Source organism: Streptomyces venezuelae (assembly GCF_008642295.1).
In the GTDB taxonomy this organism is placed as follows: Bacteria; Actinomycetota; Actinomycetes; order Streptomycetales; family Streptomycetaceae; genus Streptomyces; species Streptomyces venezuelae_C.
The window spans coordinates 5,102,376-5,117,613 of sequence record NZ_CP029190.1 but is presented as its reverse complement, the minus strand read 5'-3'; the positions used below and the strand labels follow the sequence as shown (position 1 = coordinate 5,117,613).

At 70.8% G+C, this 15,238-nt stretch carries 13 protein-coding genes; 7 read left to right on the top strand and 6 right to left on the bottom strand.

Annotated features, from left to right (window positions below):
* Together nirB and nirD are read left to right on the top strand one after the other, a co-directional pair.
* On the top strand, nt 1-2,520 hold the full coding sequence (gene nirB / locus DEJ50_RS22975) for a nitrite reductase large subunit NirB (protein ID WP_150209920.1): 2,520 nt from the start codon (nt 1-3) through the stop codon (nt 2,518-2,520).
* Nucleotides 2,517-2,858, top strand: coding sequence for a nitrite reductase small subunit NirD (nirD, locus tag DEJ50_RS22970; protein WP_150209918.1), 342 nt, complete (start codon nt 2,517-2,519; stop codon nt 2,856-2,858). Before nirB ends, nirD begins: the two co-directional genes overlap by 4 nt.
* Nucleotides 2,859-2,885: 27 nt before the next feature.
* Here nirD and DEJ50_RS22965 read toward each other — a convergent pair whose 3' ends face one another.
* Nucleotides 2,886-3,296 carry a VOC family protein gene (locus DEJ50_RS22965; RefSeq protein ID WP_150209916.1) on the bottom strand — a complete coding sequence of 137 codons (411 nt, stop codon included), beginning with the start codon at nt 3,294-3,296 and terminating at the stop codon, nt 2,886-2,888.
* 150 nt (nt 3,297-3,446) lie between these two features.
* Nucleotides 3,447-3,926, bottom strand: a complete 480-nt coding sequence (locus tag DEJ50_RS22960; protein WP_150209915.1) for a group III truncated hemoglobin — start codon at nt 3,924-3,926, stop codon at nt 3,447-3,449.
* A gap of 266 nt (nt 3,927-4,192) precedes the next feature.
* On the opposite strand from DEJ50_RS22960, the gene DEJ50_RS22955 reads away from it, so the two are divergent.
* Nucleotides 4,193-5,353 (top strand): alkaline phosphatase PhoX, encoded by a 1,161-nt coding sequence (locus DEJ50_RS22955; protein WP_150209913.1) that lies wholly within the window; start codon nt 4,193-4,195, stop codon nt 5,351-5,353.
* A gap of 102 nt (nt 5,354-5,455) precedes the next feature.
* On the opposite strand, the gene DEJ50_RS22950 is transcribed toward DEJ50_RS22955, so the two are convergent.
* The 3 genes from DEJ50_RS22950 to dusB all read right to left on the bottom strand — a co-directional run bounded on the left by DEJ50_RS22950 (nt 5,456) and on the right by dusB (nt 11,101).
* Nucleotides 5,456-6,469, bottom strand: coding sequence for an ArsR/SmtB family transcription factor (locus tag DEJ50_RS22950; RefSeq protein ID WP_190344640.1), 1,014 nt, complete (start codon nt 6,467-6,469; stop codon nt 5,456-5,458).
* A gap of 393 nt (nt 6,470-6,862) precedes the next feature.
* Nucleotides 6,863-9,574 (bottom strand): pyruvate, phosphate dikinase, encoded by a 2,712-nt coding sequence (gene ppdK, locus DEJ50_RS22945; protein WP_150209912.1) that lies wholly within the window; start codon nt 9,572-9,574, stop codon nt 6,863-6,865.
* A 366-nt stretch (nt 9,575-9,940) separates the two neighbouring features.
* A complete protein-coding gene (dusB, locus tag DEJ50_RS22940; RefSeq protein WP_150209910.1) occupies nt 9,941-11,101 on the bottom strand; it encodes a tRNA dihydrouridine synthase DusB in 1,161 nt (386 codons plus the stop codon).
* Nucleotides 11,102-11,135: 34 nt separating this feature from the next.
* On the opposite strand from dusB, the gene DEJ50_RS22935 reads away from it, so the two are divergent.
* Nucleotides 11,136-12,584: an MFS transporter gene (locus DEJ50_RS22935; RefSeq protein ID WP_150209907.1), complete on the top strand. Its 1,449-nt coding sequence runs from the start codon at nt 11,136-11,138 to the stop codon at nt 12,582-12,584.
* Here DEJ50_RS22935 and DEJ50_RS22930 read toward each other — a convergent pair whose 3' ends face one another.
* Nucleotides 12,585-13,040: a MarR family winged helix-turn-helix transcriptional regulator gene (locus DEJ50_RS22930; RefSeq protein WP_150209906.1), complete on the bottom strand. Its 456-nt coding sequence runs from the start codon at nt 13,038-13,040 to the stop codon at nt 12,585-12,587.
* A gap of 90 nt (nt 13,041-13,130) precedes the next feature.
* Between DEJ50_RS22930 and DEJ50_RS22925 the strand changes: the two genes are divergently transcribed.
* The 3 genes from DEJ50_RS22925 to DEJ50_RS22915 all read left to right on the top strand — a co-directional run bounded on the left by DEJ50_RS22925 (nt 13,131) and on the right by DEJ50_RS22915 (nt 15,198).
* Nucleotides 13,131-13,478 carry a DoxX family protein gene (locus tag DEJ50_RS22925; RefSeq protein ID WP_150209904.1) on the top strand — a complete coding sequence of 116 codons (348 nt, stop codon included), beginning with the start codon at nt 13,131-13,133 and terminating at the stop codon, nt 13,476-13,478.
* Nucleotides 13,479-13,559: 81 nt separating this feature from the next.
* The gene (locus DEJ50_RS22920; RefSeq protein WP_150209902.1) at nt 13,560-14,582 is read left to right on the top strand and encodes an aldo/keto reductase; all 1,023 of its coding nucleotides are present in this window, start codon (nt 13,560-13,562) and stop codon (nt 14,580-14,582) included.
* A gap of 22 nt (nt 14,583-14,604) precedes the next feature.
* Entirely contained in the window at nt 14,605-15,198 is a 594-nt protein-coding gene (locus DEJ50_RS22915; protein WP_150209900.1) for a TetR family transcriptional regulator, read from the top strand.
* Nucleotides 15,199-15,238: the final 40 nt, after the last annotated feature.

The following is a 15,238-nucleotide window of genomic DNA, read 5'->3' as shown; positions in this document are numbered from 1 at the left end:
ATGACCAAGCCCACGATCCTGCTCATCGGGCACGGCATGGTCGGCCAGCGCTACCTCGAAGCGCTCGCCGAGCGCGGTGTGACCGCCACGCACCGGGTCACCGTGCTGTGCGAGGAGCCCCGGCCGGCCTACGACCGCGTCCACCTCACCTCGTACTTCTCCGGCAGCACCCCCGAGGACCTCTCGCTCACCCCGGCCGGGTTCATGGCCGAACACGGCATCGAGCTGCACCTGGACGACCCCGCCGTCGCGGTCGACCGGGCCGCCCGCACCGTCACCGCCCGCTCCGGCCGGACCTTCGGGTACGACGTGCTGGTGCTGGCCACCGGCTCGTACCCCTTCGTACCGCCGGTCCCCGGCAAGGACGCCCCCGGCTGCTTCGTCTACCGGACCATCGAGGACCTGCTCGCCATCGAGGAGTACGCCAAGGGACGCACCCGCGGCGCGGTCGTCGGCGGCGGCCTGCTCGGGCTGGAGGCGGCCGGCGCCCTCCAGGGGCTGGGCCTGGACACCCGGATCGTGGAGTTCGCCCCCCGGCTGATGCCCGCGCAGGTGGACGAGGGCGGTGGCGCGGCCCTGCTGCGGACCATCGAGTCCATGGGGCTGACCGTGCACACCGGGGTCGGCACCCAGGAGGTGGCCACCGGACCCGACGGCGCGGTCGGCGGCATGCTGCTCTCCGACGGCTCGACCGTCGAGACCGAGCTCGTGGTGTTCTCCGCCGGGGTCCGGCCCCGCGACCAGCTGGCCCGGGACTGCGGGCTGGCGGTCGGCGAGCGCGGCGGCATCACCGTGGACTCCCGCTGCCGGACCTCCGACCCGCACGTCTACGCCATCGGCGAGTGCGCCCTCGCCTCCGACGGCCGGGTCTACGGCCTGGTCGCCCCCGGCTACGAGATGGCCGAGACGGCCGCCGAGGACCTGCTGGGCGGCCGGGACAAGGAGTTCACCGGCGCCGACCTGTCCACCAAGCTGAAGCTGCTCGGGGTGGACGTGGCCTCCTTCGGCGACGCGCACGGAGCCACCCCCGACAGCCTGGACGTGGTCTACTCCGACTCCCGGTCCGGGGTGTACAAGAAGCTGGTGGTCGCCCCCGACGGGGTGCTGCTCGGCGGTGTGCTGGTCGGCGAGGCCGATGCCTACGGCCTGCTGCGCCCGCTGACCGGCAGTGTGCCGCCGGTCTCCCCCGAGCAGCTGGTGCTGCCCGCCGGGGTGGGCGCCCCGGCCGCGTTCGGCCCGTCGGCGTTGCCCGACGACGCGGTGATCTGCTCCTGCCACAACGTCACCAAGAAGGCGATCGCGGCCTGCGACACCCTCGCCGAAGTCAAGAAGTGCACCAAGGCGGGCACCGGCTGCGGCAGCTGCATCAAGGTGATCGGCCAACTGCTGCCGGCGAGCACCGACAAAGGGCTCTGCGACTGCTTCGGCTACACCCGCGCCGAGCTCTACGAGATCGTCCGTACCCTGCGGCTGAACTCGTACCAGGCACTGCTCGACAGCCACGGCCGGGAGGGCGCCCGGGGCGGGGACGGCTGCGAGGTCTGCAAGCCGACCGTGGGCTCGATCATCGCCTCGCTGGCCCCGGTCATCGGAGCCAGCGGCTATGTCCTGGCCGGCGAGCAGGCGGCGCTGCAGGACACCAACGACCACTTCCTGGCGAACCTCCAGCGCAACGGCTCCTATTCGGTGGTCCCGCGGATCCCCGGCGGTGAGATCACCCCGGAGAAGCTGATCGTGATCGGCGAGGTGGCCCGGGACTTCGGCCTCTACACGAAGATCACCGGCGGTCAGCGGATCGACCTCTTCGGCGCCCGCGTCGACCAGCTCCCGCAGATCTGGGCCCGGCTGGTGGAGGCCGGCTTCGAATCCGGGCACGCGTACGGAAAGGCCCTGCGGACGGTCAAGTCCTGCGTGGGGCAGACCTGGTGCCGGTACGGGGTGCAGGACAGCGTACGGATGGCCATCGACCTGGAGCTGCGCTACCGGGGCCTGCGCGCCCCGCACAAGCTGAAGTCGGCGGTGTCCGGCTGCGCCCGCGAGTGCGCGGAGGCGCAGAGCAAGGACTTCGGGGTGATCGCCACCGCGAATGGCTGGAATCTGTATGTCGGAGGGAACGGCGGGGCCACTCCGCGCCACGCGGACCTGCTCGCCCAGGACCTGTCCGATGCCGAGCTGGTCCGGCTGATCGACCGGTTCCTGATGTTCTACATCCGCACCGCGGACCGGCTGGAGCGGACCTCCACCTGGCTGGAGCGGCTGGAGGGCGGGCTGGACCACCTGCGGGACGTGGTCGTGCGCGATTCGCTGGGACTGTGCGCGGAACTGGAGGCTCTGATGGCGGAGCACGTCGCGCACTACCGCGACGAATGGGCCGAGACCCTGGACGACCCGGACCGACTGCGCCGGTTCGTGTCCTTCGTCAATGCGCCGGGCGCCCCCGACCCGACCGTGAAGTTCGTGCCGGAGCGGGACCAGGTCAAGCCCGACCTGACCGTACTGACCCTGGGAGCGACCCGATGACCGTCGAACTGTGTGTGGACGAGGGCTGGCTGACCGTCTGCGAGCTCTCCGAGCTGATCCCCGGCCGGGGGGTGGCGGTGCTGCTGCCCGACGGCAGCCAGGCCGCGGTCTTCGTGGACCGGGCCGGCCGCGCGTACGCGATCGCCAACCGGGACCCCTTCACCGGCGCACAGGTGCTCTCGCGCGGGCTGCTGGGGACGGCGGCGGGGCGCCCGTTCGTGGCGTCCCCCCTGCTCAAGCAGCGTTTCGACCTGGAGTCGGGGCACTGCCTGGACGACGAGGAGGTGGCGGTCCCGACGTATCCGGTCCGGACCGCCGTCACCTCCGGCGTCTCCTGATCCGCTGATCCGCGAGGTCCGCGGGGCTCAGCCCTCGATGGCGGCCGGGTCCATCCACACGAACTCCCAGACGTGGTGGTCCAGGTCCTCGAAGGCGCGGCCGTACATGAAGCCGAGGTCCATCGGGGGGCGGGGCTCGGTGCCGCCCGCCGCCAGGGCGGCGTCGAGGACCTCGTCGACCTTCGCCCGGGTGCCGGCGCTGAGGGCCACCATCACCTCGGTGGTCCGGGAGGCGTCGGCGACCGGCTTGGTGGCGAACTCCTTGAACTTCGCCTCGGTCAGCAGCATCGCGAAGATCGTGTCGCTGATGACCAGGCAGGCGGCCGTCTCGTCGGAGAACTGCGGGTTGAAGGAGTAGCCGAGCTTCTCCCAGAAGGCCTTGGCGGCGTCCAGGTCCTTGACCGGCAGGTTGACGAAGATCATCTGGGGCTGGGACATCTCGGTCTCTCTTCTCTGCGGTGGCGTGCTGCGGTGTGCCGCGGTGTGCTGTCGAGAGGTAGACCGGGGCGCCCGGGAAAACTCATCGCTCCCCGCGAGAATATTTCCCGGGATTCGCCGAGATTCTCCGCGATTCCTCGAAACCGCAGGTCAGAGCACCGAGGCGGAGCGGAGTTCAAGGGCGGCGAGCGGCACGAACCCCGGTCCGGGGCGGCCGGTCAGAGGCGCCTCCGCCCTGGCCAGCCGCCGGTGCAGGGTCAGCGCGACCCGCTCCCCCTGCGCCTTGGCGCGCTCCGCGAAGGGGCCCTCGTGCAGCCCGTCGACAGTGGCCCGCCACAGCTGCACCCAGCGCCCGAAGTCCTCGGCGGCCATCGGGCGGACGGAGTGCAGGGCGGCGTGCGGGGCGAGCGCACTGCCCCGGTAGTCGGCCGTCCGGAACAGCGCGTGCTCCCAGAAATCGGTGATCCGGGGCAGGTGGACGTCCAGGTCGGTGCCCGCGATCTGGGTGAAGAACGGCCCGATCCGGGGGTCGGCGAAGGCGGCCGTGTAGAAGCGGCGCAGCAGGAGGGCGAGGTCCTCGCGCCCGGCGATGTCGGCCCGCCGGCGGGGAGCGGCACGGTGCTGGTTCATCCTTCCGCCATCCTCCCGCACTCCGGCCGCTCCCGGGGCGGAAAGTCCGCGGTCGTCTGCACATCGCTCCGGCAGGCGCGCGCACCGGCTGCCCCGGTGGCCCGGAAAACCCTCCCGGAGTGGCGAACGGAGGATTGAACCCCGGCCGGTCGCTCGGGCGTAATGAGGAATTGACGTCCAATCAACTCTGGACTCCTAGGTTCCTCGACGCGTGCGACCCCGCGACGCCGACCGGCTGGCGGGGCCTTCCTCCCACAGGAGTGACCGTGGAACGTCGTACCTTCCTGCGCGGTGCCGTGATCGGCACATCGGCCGCTGCCTTCGGCGGCACCCTGATGCGCGGCGCGGCCTACGCGGCCCCCGCCCAGCCCGGCCCGGGCCCCTACGGTGCGCTCGGCGCGGCCGACGCCAACGGCATCATGCTCCCCGCCGGCTTCACCAGCCGGATCGTCGCCCGCTCCGGGCAGACGGTCAGCGGTACCTCGTACACCTGGCACAACGCCCCCGACGGCGGCGCCTGTTACACCGACGGCACGGGCTGGATCTACGTCTCGAACTCGGAGATCAACCCGGGTGGCGGCGCGAGCGCCGTCAGGTTCAACTCCTCCGGCACCATCACCGGGGCCTACCGCATCCTGAGCAACACCCGCACCAACTGCGCCGGCGGCAAGACCCCGTGGAACACCTGGCTGTCCTGCGAGGAGGTCGACCGCGGCTTCGTGTACGAAACCGACCCGTACGGCATCAACTCGGCCGTGCAGCGCCCGGCCATGGGCCGCTTCAAGCACGAGGCCGCCGCCGCCGACCCGGTCCGCAAGGTCATCTACCTCACCGAGGACGAGTCCAGCGGCTGCTTCTACCGCTTCATCCCCACCACCTGGGGCAACCTGTCCTCCGGCACCCTCCAGGTCCTCAAGGCCGGCAGCGCCACCTCGGGCTCCTTCACCTGGGCCAACGTCCCGGACCCGGACGGCTCCCCGACCGCCACCCGCAGCCAGGTGTCGGGGTCGAAGAAGTTCAACGGCGGCGAGGGCTGCCACTACGCCAACGACACGGTGTGGTTCACCACCAAGGGCGACAACCGGGTCTGGCAGCTCAACCTGTCGAACAGCACCTACGAACTCGCCTACGACGACTCCCTGGTCTCCGGCGGCGGCGCCCCGCTGACCGGTGTCGACAACGTCACCGGCTCCAGCTACGGCGACCTGTACATCGCCGAGGACGGCGGCAACATGGAGATCTGCGTGATCACCCCGGACGACGTGGTCGCCCCGTTCCTGCGGATCACCGGCCAGTCCTCCTCGGAGATCACCGGCCCGGCCTTCACCCCGGCCGGCAACCGGCTGTACTTCTCCAGCCAGCGCGGCACCAGCGGCAGCTCCTCGGGCGGCATCACCTACGAGGTCACCGGCCCCTTCCGGGTCTGACCGGACCGGCCCTCAGCGGCCGGCCGTGCAGCGTTCGGCAGCGCAGCGTTCGGCAACCGACCCCGGCCCGGCTCACCGCCCGGCCGGGGTCGCTCCCGTTCGTCAGGACGCCACCGCGCTGCCCTTGAGCAGGGCCGCACCCAGCGGGGTCACCGTGTGCAGCACGGCATTGCCCCGCCGCAACGTGGTGACCAGCCCCGCCTCCCGCATCACACACGCGTGCTGGCTCGCCGAGGCCAGCGACACCCCGGCCCGCCGCGCCAGTTCACTGGTGGTCGCGCCGTCCCCGATGGCCCGCAGCACCACCGACCGGGTGTGCCCGACCAGCTTCCCCAGCGTGCGGACGCGCCGCTCGTCCGCAACGGCCGGCCGGCCCACCGCGTCCACGCCCGCCGGCGCGGACGCCAGATCGGCCGCCGCCGGATAGACCAGCACCGGCGGCAGCTCCGGATCGTGCAGGGTGACGGCGGTCCGCCGGCAGAAGAACGACGGCTGGAGCAGCAGTCCGCGCCCGCGCAGCCGTACGTCCCGGTCCACCGGGTAGTCGCACTCCAGCACCGGCGCCCGCCACCTCAGCATCGGCGGCAGCGAGGCCAGCAGCTCGTCCGCCCCGCCGTCCAGCAGCGCCCGCCCGCGTGCGGCCCGTTCCGCCTCGATCTGGGCCTGGATGTGCGTCCAGTACGGCTCCACGGCCGCCCGGTGGTAGCCCCGCAGCTCCCCCAGCAGCCTGGGCAGGTGCCGGCTGCCGTCGTCGGCGAACTCCCGCAGCCGCGGCGGGAGCGGTGCTCCCGCGCCGCCGCCGACCAGGGTCAGCTCGCGTCGCAGCCGTTCCGCCCGGATGCCGCGCAGCGCGTCGAGGCCGACGTCCCATCCGTACTGCCCCTCGACCGGGGTCAGGAAATCCGGGAAATAGCCGCGACTCGGTATGAGCGCACCGAGGAGCCGTGTTTCACTATTCAACCGGCTCCGTGTTTCTGTACGCCATTCACCGAACAGCCGGGCGTCACGCCGGTCTCTTAAACGGTGAAAACTGAGAATCGTCTCCCACAACGCATCGGGACGCCCTGCCATCCGTACGCGTGCCAGGTCCACTCCAGTGAAATGGATACGCAGCACCGAACCCCCACCTGTGCAACCGCAATCCCCCCGCCCCATGAGTATGCATGCCGTCACACGACGTCACCACGCCCTTTCGGCCACAGTTGAAACCCCTTTCGGCAGAGGCGTGACAACCGAAATCCTGTACTCCGCCGGGCACACTCCGGCGCGACCGAAACGCTCCGCGAAGGCCGTGGGGGGCTTTGCGGGGCCTGGCGGTCGGTCGCACCGGGAAGCGCCGACGTGCCCGGCAGATTGACAGCAGGCGGTGGACGGGTGGGGATCCGTCCGCCGCCTGCTGCATAAAAGTTGTTGAACAACAAAAAATGGGTCGCGCCCGCCCCCAGGGGTCAGGGTCCCCGGGGGCGGGCGCCGTCTGGTGGCCGCTGCCGGAGCAGCGGCCGGGCCGCGTCAGCGGCTGTCCGAGCCCTTCGACTCAGCGGCGGCACGGCCGGCCTCGAGGCGGGCCACCGGGATGCGGAACGGGGAGCAGGAGACGTAGTCCAGGCCCACCTCGTGGAAGAAGTGGACGGACTCCGGGTCACCGCCGTGCTCGCCGCAGACGCCGAGCTTGAGGTCGGGGCGGGTGGCCCGGCCCTGCTTCACCGCGTGGCGCACCAGCGAACCGACGCCGTCCTTGTCGATGGTCTCGAACGGGGAGACCCCGAAGATGCCCTTCTCCAGGTAGGCGGTGAAGAAGCTGGCCTCGACGTCGTCGCGGGAGAAGCCCCACACCGTCTGGGTCAGGTCGTTGGTGCCGAAGGAGAAGAACTGGGCGGCCTCGGCGATCTGAGCGGCGGTCAGCGCGGCGCGCGGCAGCTCGATCATGGTGCCGATGGTCAGCTTGAGGTTGGTGCCGGTGGCGGCCTCCACCTCGGCGATGACCTGGTCGGCCTCCTCGCGGACGATCTCCAGCTCCTGGACGGTGCCGACCAGCGGGATCATGATCTCCGCACGCGGGTCGCCCTTGGCGTTCTTGCGCTCGGCCGCGGCCTCGGCGATCGCCCGGACCTGCATGGCGAACAGGCCGGGGATGACCAGGCCGAGGCGGACACCGCGCAGACCCAGCATCGGGTTCTGCTCGTGCAGCTTGTGCACGGCCTGGAGCAGGCGCAGGTCGTTCTCGTTGTGGTCCTTGCGGGACTCGGCGAGGGCGACCCGGACCGACAGCTCGGTGATGTCGGGCAGGAACTCGTGCAGCGGCGGGTCCAGCAGGCGGACGGTGACGGGCAGGCCGTCCATCGCCTCGAACAGCTCGACGAAGTCCTTCTTCTGGAGCGGCAGGAGGGCACTCAGTGCCTCCTCGCGCTCACTTTCGGTGTCCGCGAGGATGAGCCGCTCGACCATCTCGCGGCGCTCGCCGAGGAACATGTGCTCGGTGCGGCACAGGCCGATGCCCTGGGCGCCGAAGCGGCGGGCCCGCAGGGCGTCCTCGGCGTTGTCGGCGTTGGCGCGCACCCGCAGCCGGCGGACCCGGTCCGCGTACGCCATGATCCGGTGCACGGCGGCGACCAGCTCGTCGGCGTCGTCGGCGCCCGCGTGCATCCGGCCCTCGAAGTACTCGACGACCGGGGACGGTACGACGGGTACCTCGCCGAGGTAGACCTTGCCGGTGGAGCCGTCGATGGAGACGACGTCGCCCTCCTCGATCACCGTGCCGTCGGAGGTGGTCATCCGGCGGCGCTTGGTGTCGACGTCGAGCTCCTCGGCGCCGCAGACACAGGTCTTGCCCATGCCGCGGGCGACCACGGCGGCGTGCGAGGTCTTGCCGCCGCGCGAGGTCAGGATGCCCTCGGAGGCGATCATGCCGTCCAGGTCGTCCGGGTTGGTCTCGCGGCGGATCAGGATGACCTTCTCCCCGGACCGGGACCACTTCACGGCCGTGTAGGAGTCGAAGACGGCCTTGCCGACGGCCGCGCCCGGGGAGGCGGCGATGCCGCGGCCGAGCATCCGGGTTTTGGCGTCCTCGTCGAAGCGCGGGAACATCAGCTGGGCGAGCTGGGCGCCGGTGACCCGCTGGAGGGCCTCGGCCTCGTCGATCAGGCCCTGGTCGACGAGCTGGGTGGCGATCCGGAAGGCGGCGCCGGCGGTGCGCTTGCCCACCCGGGTCTGGAGCATCCACAGCTGGCCGCGCTCGATCGTGAACTCGATGTCGCAGAGGTCCTTGTAGTGGGTCTCCAGCGTCTCCATGATCTGCATCAGCTGGTCGTAGGACTTCTTGTCCAGCTGCTCCAGGTCGGCGAGCGGCACGGTGTTGCGGATGCCCGCGACCACGTCCTCGCCCTGGGCGTTCTGCAGGTAGTCGCCGTAGACGCCCTGGTGGCCGCTGGCGGGGTCGCGGGTGAAGGCGACGCCGGTGCCGGAGTCCGGGCCGAGGTTGCCGAAGACCATGGAGCAGATGTTGACGGCGGTGCCCAGGTCGCCGGGGATGCGCTCCTGGCGGCGGTAGAGCTTGGCGCGGTCGCCGTTCCAGGAGTCGAAGACGGCGTGGACGGCGAGGTCGAGCTGCTCGCGGGCGTCCTGCGGGAACTCCCGGCCGGCCTCCTTGGCCACGATCTTCTTGAAGCGCGTGACCAGCTTCTTCAGGTCGGCGGCGTCGAGGTCGGTGTCGACGGTGATCTTCTTGGCGGCCTTGGCCTCCTCGAGGGCCTCCTCGAAGAGCTCGCCGTCGACGCCGAGAACGGTCTTGCCGAACATCTGGATGAGGCGGCGGTAGGAGTCCCAGGCGAAGCGCTCGTTGCCGGCCTGCTTCGCCAGGCCCTTCACGGACGTGTCCGAGAGGCCGATGTTGAGGACCGTGTCCATCATGCCGGGCATGGAGAACTTGGCGCCGGAGCGGACGGAGACCAGCAGCGGGTCGTCGGACTGGCCGAGCTTCTTGCCCATCTTCTGCTCGAGGGCGTCCAGGTGCGCGGTGACCTCGTCGCGCAGCGCGGCCGGGGCCTCGCCGCTCTCCAGGTAGACCTTGCAGGCCTCGGTGGTGATGGTGAAGCCGGGCGGGACGGGAAGACCCAGGTTGGTCATCTCGGCGAGGTTGGCCCCCTTGCCGCCGAGAAGGTCCTTGAGGTCCCGGTTGCCCTCGGTGAAGTCGTAGACGAACTTCTGATCTTTGTTTTCCGACACGGGTCTCGACTCCTCGAGGACTCGGGTGGCTGCCCTGACGGCGAGGAACATACCCAGATCGAAGGCTTCTGGGTACGTCCACTTGGTCGTCATGCGGCTGTAACCACCCGTGCGCCAGCAGATCGAAAGTAACCAATGGGTAGCTAAAACCTACGAAGAGCATTCACATCCCGAAGGGGAAAGTGTCAGCTGAGGCCTACCCACGCTCGGATGAGCGATCATCGATACATTTGCGTTCAACTCTTGAACGAACAAAGGGTGGCACCCAGTGCCACCCTTTGAAAGTCATAGCCGTGATCTACGCGCTCATCTGAGCGCAAGGCCACCCATGCGTGGCGTATCTCACGCCGCCCACGGACCGGATTCTCAGCCGCCGGACGTATCCAGCTCGGCGTCTTCACTCACGCCCGCGCAGTCGTACGGATCCTTCAGCCAGCCATCCGGCAGGACAACCCGGTTGTTTCCGGACGTCCGGCCACGCGGACCGTCGGCCCCGTCCGGCCAGGGCTGGTCCAGATCAAGCTCGCTCAGATGAGCATCCAATTCGGCCAGGGAGGAGGTGACGGCGAGCTTCTTGCGCATCTCGGACCCGACCGAGAACCCCTTGAGGTACCAGGCCACGTGCTTACGGAAGTCGATCACCCCGCGCGCCTCGTCGCCGATCCACTCCCCCAGCAGTGTCGCGTGCCGCACCATGACCGCCGCGACCTCGCGCAGCCCCGGAGCCAGGTAGTCCTCCGTACGCCCTTCGAACGCGGCCACCAGGTCGTTGAACAGCCAGGGCCGGCCCAGGCAGCCGCGCCCGACCACCACGCCGTCACAGCCGGTCTCCCGGACCATCCGCAGCGCGTCCTCGGCACACCAGATGTCGCCGTTGCCGAGCACCGGTATCTCCGGGACGTGCTCCTTCAGCCGGGCGATGGCCTCCCAGTCGGCGGTGCCGCCGTAGTGCTGGGCGGTGGTGCGGCCGTGCAGGGCGATGGCGGTGACCCCCTCCTCGACGGCGATCCGGCCGGCGTCCAGGTAGGTCAGGTGGTCGTCGTCGATGCCCTTGCGCATCTTCATGGTGACCGGCAGGTCCCCGGCGCCGCTGACCGCCTCCTTGAGGATGGCCCGCAGCAGGTTCCGCTTGTACGGGAGGGCCGAGCCGCCGCCCTTGCGGGTGACCTTGGGGACCGGGCAGCCGAAGTTCAGGTCGATGTGGTCGGCGAGGTCCTCCTCGACGATCATCCGGACCGCCTTGCCGACGGTGGCCGGGTCCACCCCGTACAGCTGAATCGAGCGGGGCTTTTCCGTCTCGTCGAAGTGGATCAGCTGCATGGTCTTCTCGTTGCGCTCGACCAGCGCACGCGTCGTGATCATCTCGCTCACGAACAGCCCCTTGTTGCCGCTGAACTCGCGGCAGAGCGTGCGGAACGGGGCATTGGTGATGCCCGCCATGGGGGCGAGCACCACCGGCGGCTGCACGGTGTGCGGGCCGATCGCGAGGGCGGCAGGGAGCGTGGTCATCCCCCCATTGTCGCGCATGCCGGAGTTGCCGGTTGGCCGTACTGTCGGCGGCATGCACGAGCTGAGTCACCGGCATCGCATGCTCGTCCTGGCGATCTGCTGCATGAGCCTGCTCATCGTCAGCCTCGACAACACCGTCCTGAACGTGGCCCTGCCCGAGATGCGGCGGGAGTTCGACGCGTCCGTGGCGGGCCTGCAGTGGACCATCGACGCCTACACGCTGGGCATGGCCTCGCTGCTGATGCTGGCCGGCTCCACGGCCGACCGGATCGGCCGCCGCAAGGTCTTCCTGGCCGGCCTTGTGACCTTCACGGCAGGTTCGCTGCTCTGCTCGCTGGCCCCCACCCTCGGCTGGCTCATCGCCTTCCGGGTGGTCCAGGCGGTGGGCGCGGCCATGCTCAACCCGGTCGCCATGTCGATCATCACCAACACCTTCACCGAGCCGGCGCAGCGGGCCCGGGCGATCGGTGTCTGGGGTGCGGTCGCGGGCATCTCGATGGCCGCGGGCCCGCTGATCGGCGGACTGCTGGTGGACTCCATCGGCTGGCGGTCCATCTTCTGGGTGAACCTGCCGATCGGTCTGGCCGCCTTGGTCCTGACCCTCCGGTACGTGCCCGAGTCGCGGGCGGAGCGGCCACGCCGGCCGGACCCGGTGGGCCAGTTGCTGATCATGGCCCTGCTGGGTTCGCTGACGTACGGGATCATCGAGGCGCCGGCGGCCGGCCCGACCTCGCCGCTGATCGTGGGGTGCGCCCTGACCGCCGTGGCCGCCCTGGCCGGGCTGCTGGTGTACGAGCCGCGGCGGGAGGATCCGCTGATCGACCTCCGGTTCTTCCGGAGCGCCCCGTTCAGCGGTGCGAACGTGATCGCCATCTGCACCTTCGCCGCACTGACCGGGTTCCTCTTCCTGAACACCCTCTACCTGCAGGAGGTCCGCGGCCTGGACGCCCTGCACGCCGGGCTGTTCATGGTCCCGCTGGCGGCGCCGACCCTGTTCTTCGCACCGCTCTCGGGCCGGCTGGTCGCGACCCGGGGGCCGCGGCTGCCGCTGGTGGTGGCCGGGGTGGCGATGGGCGGCAGCGGTCTGATGTTCGCCGTCCTGTCCGCCGAGACGTCCACTCCCCTGCTGCTCACCGGTTATGTGCTGTTCGGGGTGGGATTCGGCATGGTCAATTCGCCGGTCACCAACACGGCGCTCTCCGGGATGCCGCGGTCCCAGGCGGGGGTGGCGGCGGCGATCGCCTCCACCAGCCGGCAGACCGGCGGCGCGCTGGGTGTCGCGGTGATCGGCGCGGTGCTGGCGGCGGGGCTGGCCCGGGGCGGCGACTTCAGCACGGCGGCCCGGCCCGGCTGGTGGATCATCACGCTCTGCGGTGCCGCGGTCCTCGGTCTCGGCCTGCTGACCAGCGGTCGCTGGGCCCGGGAGACGGCCGCCCGGACGGCGGCCGAGCTGGAGCCGAAGGACAGCCCCGAACCGGCCGCGGGACGCCGGCCGGCGTGACTACTCCCGGCACTCGAAGTCTTCGCCGGCGGAGTTGATCCGGCCCAGCAGCCCGCGGAGCACCTCGCGCTCCTGTTCGTTCAGGCCCGCGAAGATGCCGCGTTCGACCTCGTCGAGCGCGGCATTCGTCCGGTTCAGGGCGGCCGAGCCGGAGTCGGTGATCGCGACGATGTGGCGGCGCCGGTCGGCGGGGTCGCGGCGGCGCTCGACCAGTCCCTCGCCTTCCAGGTCGTTCAGGATCCCGACGAGCACGCTCGGGTCCACTTCCAGCCGCCCGGCGAGGACCCGCTGACCGACCGGGCCGCCGTCGAGGTGCATCAGCGTCATGGCGTGCCGGGGCGTGAGCCCGGCGGCGCCGAGCGCCCGGCGGATCCGTGCCTCGGTGAGCGAACCGTGCCAGGCCAGCTGCAGACCCAGTCGCTGCATGGGGTCCGGGGTGTCCTGAGCCTGCGTCATACCGGCACCGTACCAGCCGGGAAATAATTGCCTTCCCTCAATCATTGATGGTATTCAATGGTTCAACGCCTACGACCATTGGAGCTCCTCATGTTCATCGCGTTCGTCGTCGTGACCACGCTGCTCGCTCTCGCCCTCACCGGCTCCGCGACCATGACCGCCAGGCGGCATCCGCAGATCGTCACCAACATGCAGAACCTGCGGGTCCCGGACGCATGGCTGCCGCGACTGGCCGCCGTCAAGGCGGCCGGGGCGATCGGCCTGCTGGCCGGGATCTGGCTGGCGCCACTCGGCATGGCCGCCGCCGTCGGCGTGGTCCTGTTCTTCGCCGGCGCGGTGACCGCGCATCTGCGGGCCGGGGACAAGGAGCTCGCCCCCGCGCTGGTGCTCGGCCTGCTCGCCGCGGCCTCCCTGACCCTGCGGGCCCTCTCCGCGTGACGCCCCCGGCACCCCCGCACCCACTGCACCTTACGGGTGACAGATATTGAAATCTGTCACCCGTCATGCCATTCTCGTTGCATGACCACGAACCTGAGCACCCCGCACCGCACCCTTGGCACCTCCGGCCCGGCCGTCTTCCCGCTGGGCCTGGGGTGCATGGGCATGTCCGCGCTGTACGGCGAGGCCGACCGGGCCGAGTCGGTCGCGACGATCCATGCGGCCCTGGACGCCGGGGTCACCCTCCTCGACACCGGCGACTTCTACGGCATGGGGCACAACGAACTGCTGATCGGCGAAGCCCTGCGCACCGCCCCCGCCGCGGCCCGCGAGCAAGCTCTCATCAGCGTCAAGTTCGGTGCGCTGCGCACCGTCGAGGGCGGCTTCACCGGATACGACGGCCGGCCCGAGGCCGTGCGGAACTTCCTGGCGTACTCGCTCCAGCGGCTGGGCCGGGACCACATCGACATCTACCGGATCGCCCGGGTCGACCCGGCCGTCCCGATCGAGGAGACGGTCGGTGCGATCGCCGAGGCCGTCGAGGCCGGGCACGTCCGGCACATCGGCCTCTCCGAGGTCGGCGCGGACTCCCTCCGCCGGGCCGCGGCCGTCGCGCCGATCGCCGACCTCCAGATCGAGTACTCGCTGATCTCGCGCGGCATCGAGCAGGAGATCCTGCCGGCCGCCCGCGAGCTGGGCATCGGCGTGACGGCGTACGGCGTGCTGTCGCGCGGGCTGATCAGCGGCCACTTCAGCCGCGACCGGCAGCTCAACCCCGGCGACTTCCGCGGGATGAGCCCGCGGTTCCAGGGCGCCAACCTGGACCACAACCTCGGCCTGGTCGAGGCCCTGCGCAAGGTCGCCGAGGACAAGGGCATCACGGTCGCGCAGACCGCGATCGCCTGGGTGCTCTCCCGCGGGGAGGACATCGTGCCGCTGATCGGCGCCCGCCGCCGGGACCGGCTGGCCGAGGCCCTGGGCGCCCTGGCGGTCTCGCTGAGCCCGGCCGACCTGGCCGCGATCGAGGAGGCCGTGCCGGCCGGTGCGGCGGCCGGCGAGCGGTACCCGGAGGCCCAGATGGCCCACCTCGACAGCGAGCACTGACCCGGGCTGTACGGTCGTACCCATGCCACCCGCAGCCGCCGAGCCCCTGACCCCCGAGCGCATCCTCGAAGCCACCGAGGAGGTGCTGCGCCGCTACGGCCCGGCCAAGGCCACCGTGGTGGACGTGGCACGGGCGCTGGGCGTGAGCCACGGCAGCGTGTACCGGCACTTCCCGTCGAAGGCGGCGCTGCGCGAGGCGGTCACCGACCGCTGGCTCGGCAAGACCGTGGGCCGGCTGCAGCAGATCGTCTCCGCCACGGCCGAGCCCGCGCCCGCGCGGCTGGAGTCCTGGCTGGAGGCCCTCTTCGAGGCGAAGCGGCACAAGGCGGGGGACGATCCGGAGCTGTTCGCGACGTACACGGTGCTGCTCGCCGAGAACAGCGGCGTGGTGGAGACCCACCTGGCCGAGCTGGTCGAGCAGCTGGCCCGGATCATCGGCGAGGGCGTCGGCTCCGGCACCCTCACCGCCCCCGATGTGCCGGCCGCCGCCCGGGCCGTGTTCGACGCGACCGCCCGCTTCCACGATCCCCAGTACGCGGCGGACTGGCAGTCCCCGTCCATCGCCGCCGAGTTCGAGGCGGTCAGCACCCTGGTGATCCGCGGCCTGCGCCCCTGAAAACAGCCGGTGGCCCGGTGCGCTCGCGCGCACCGGGCCA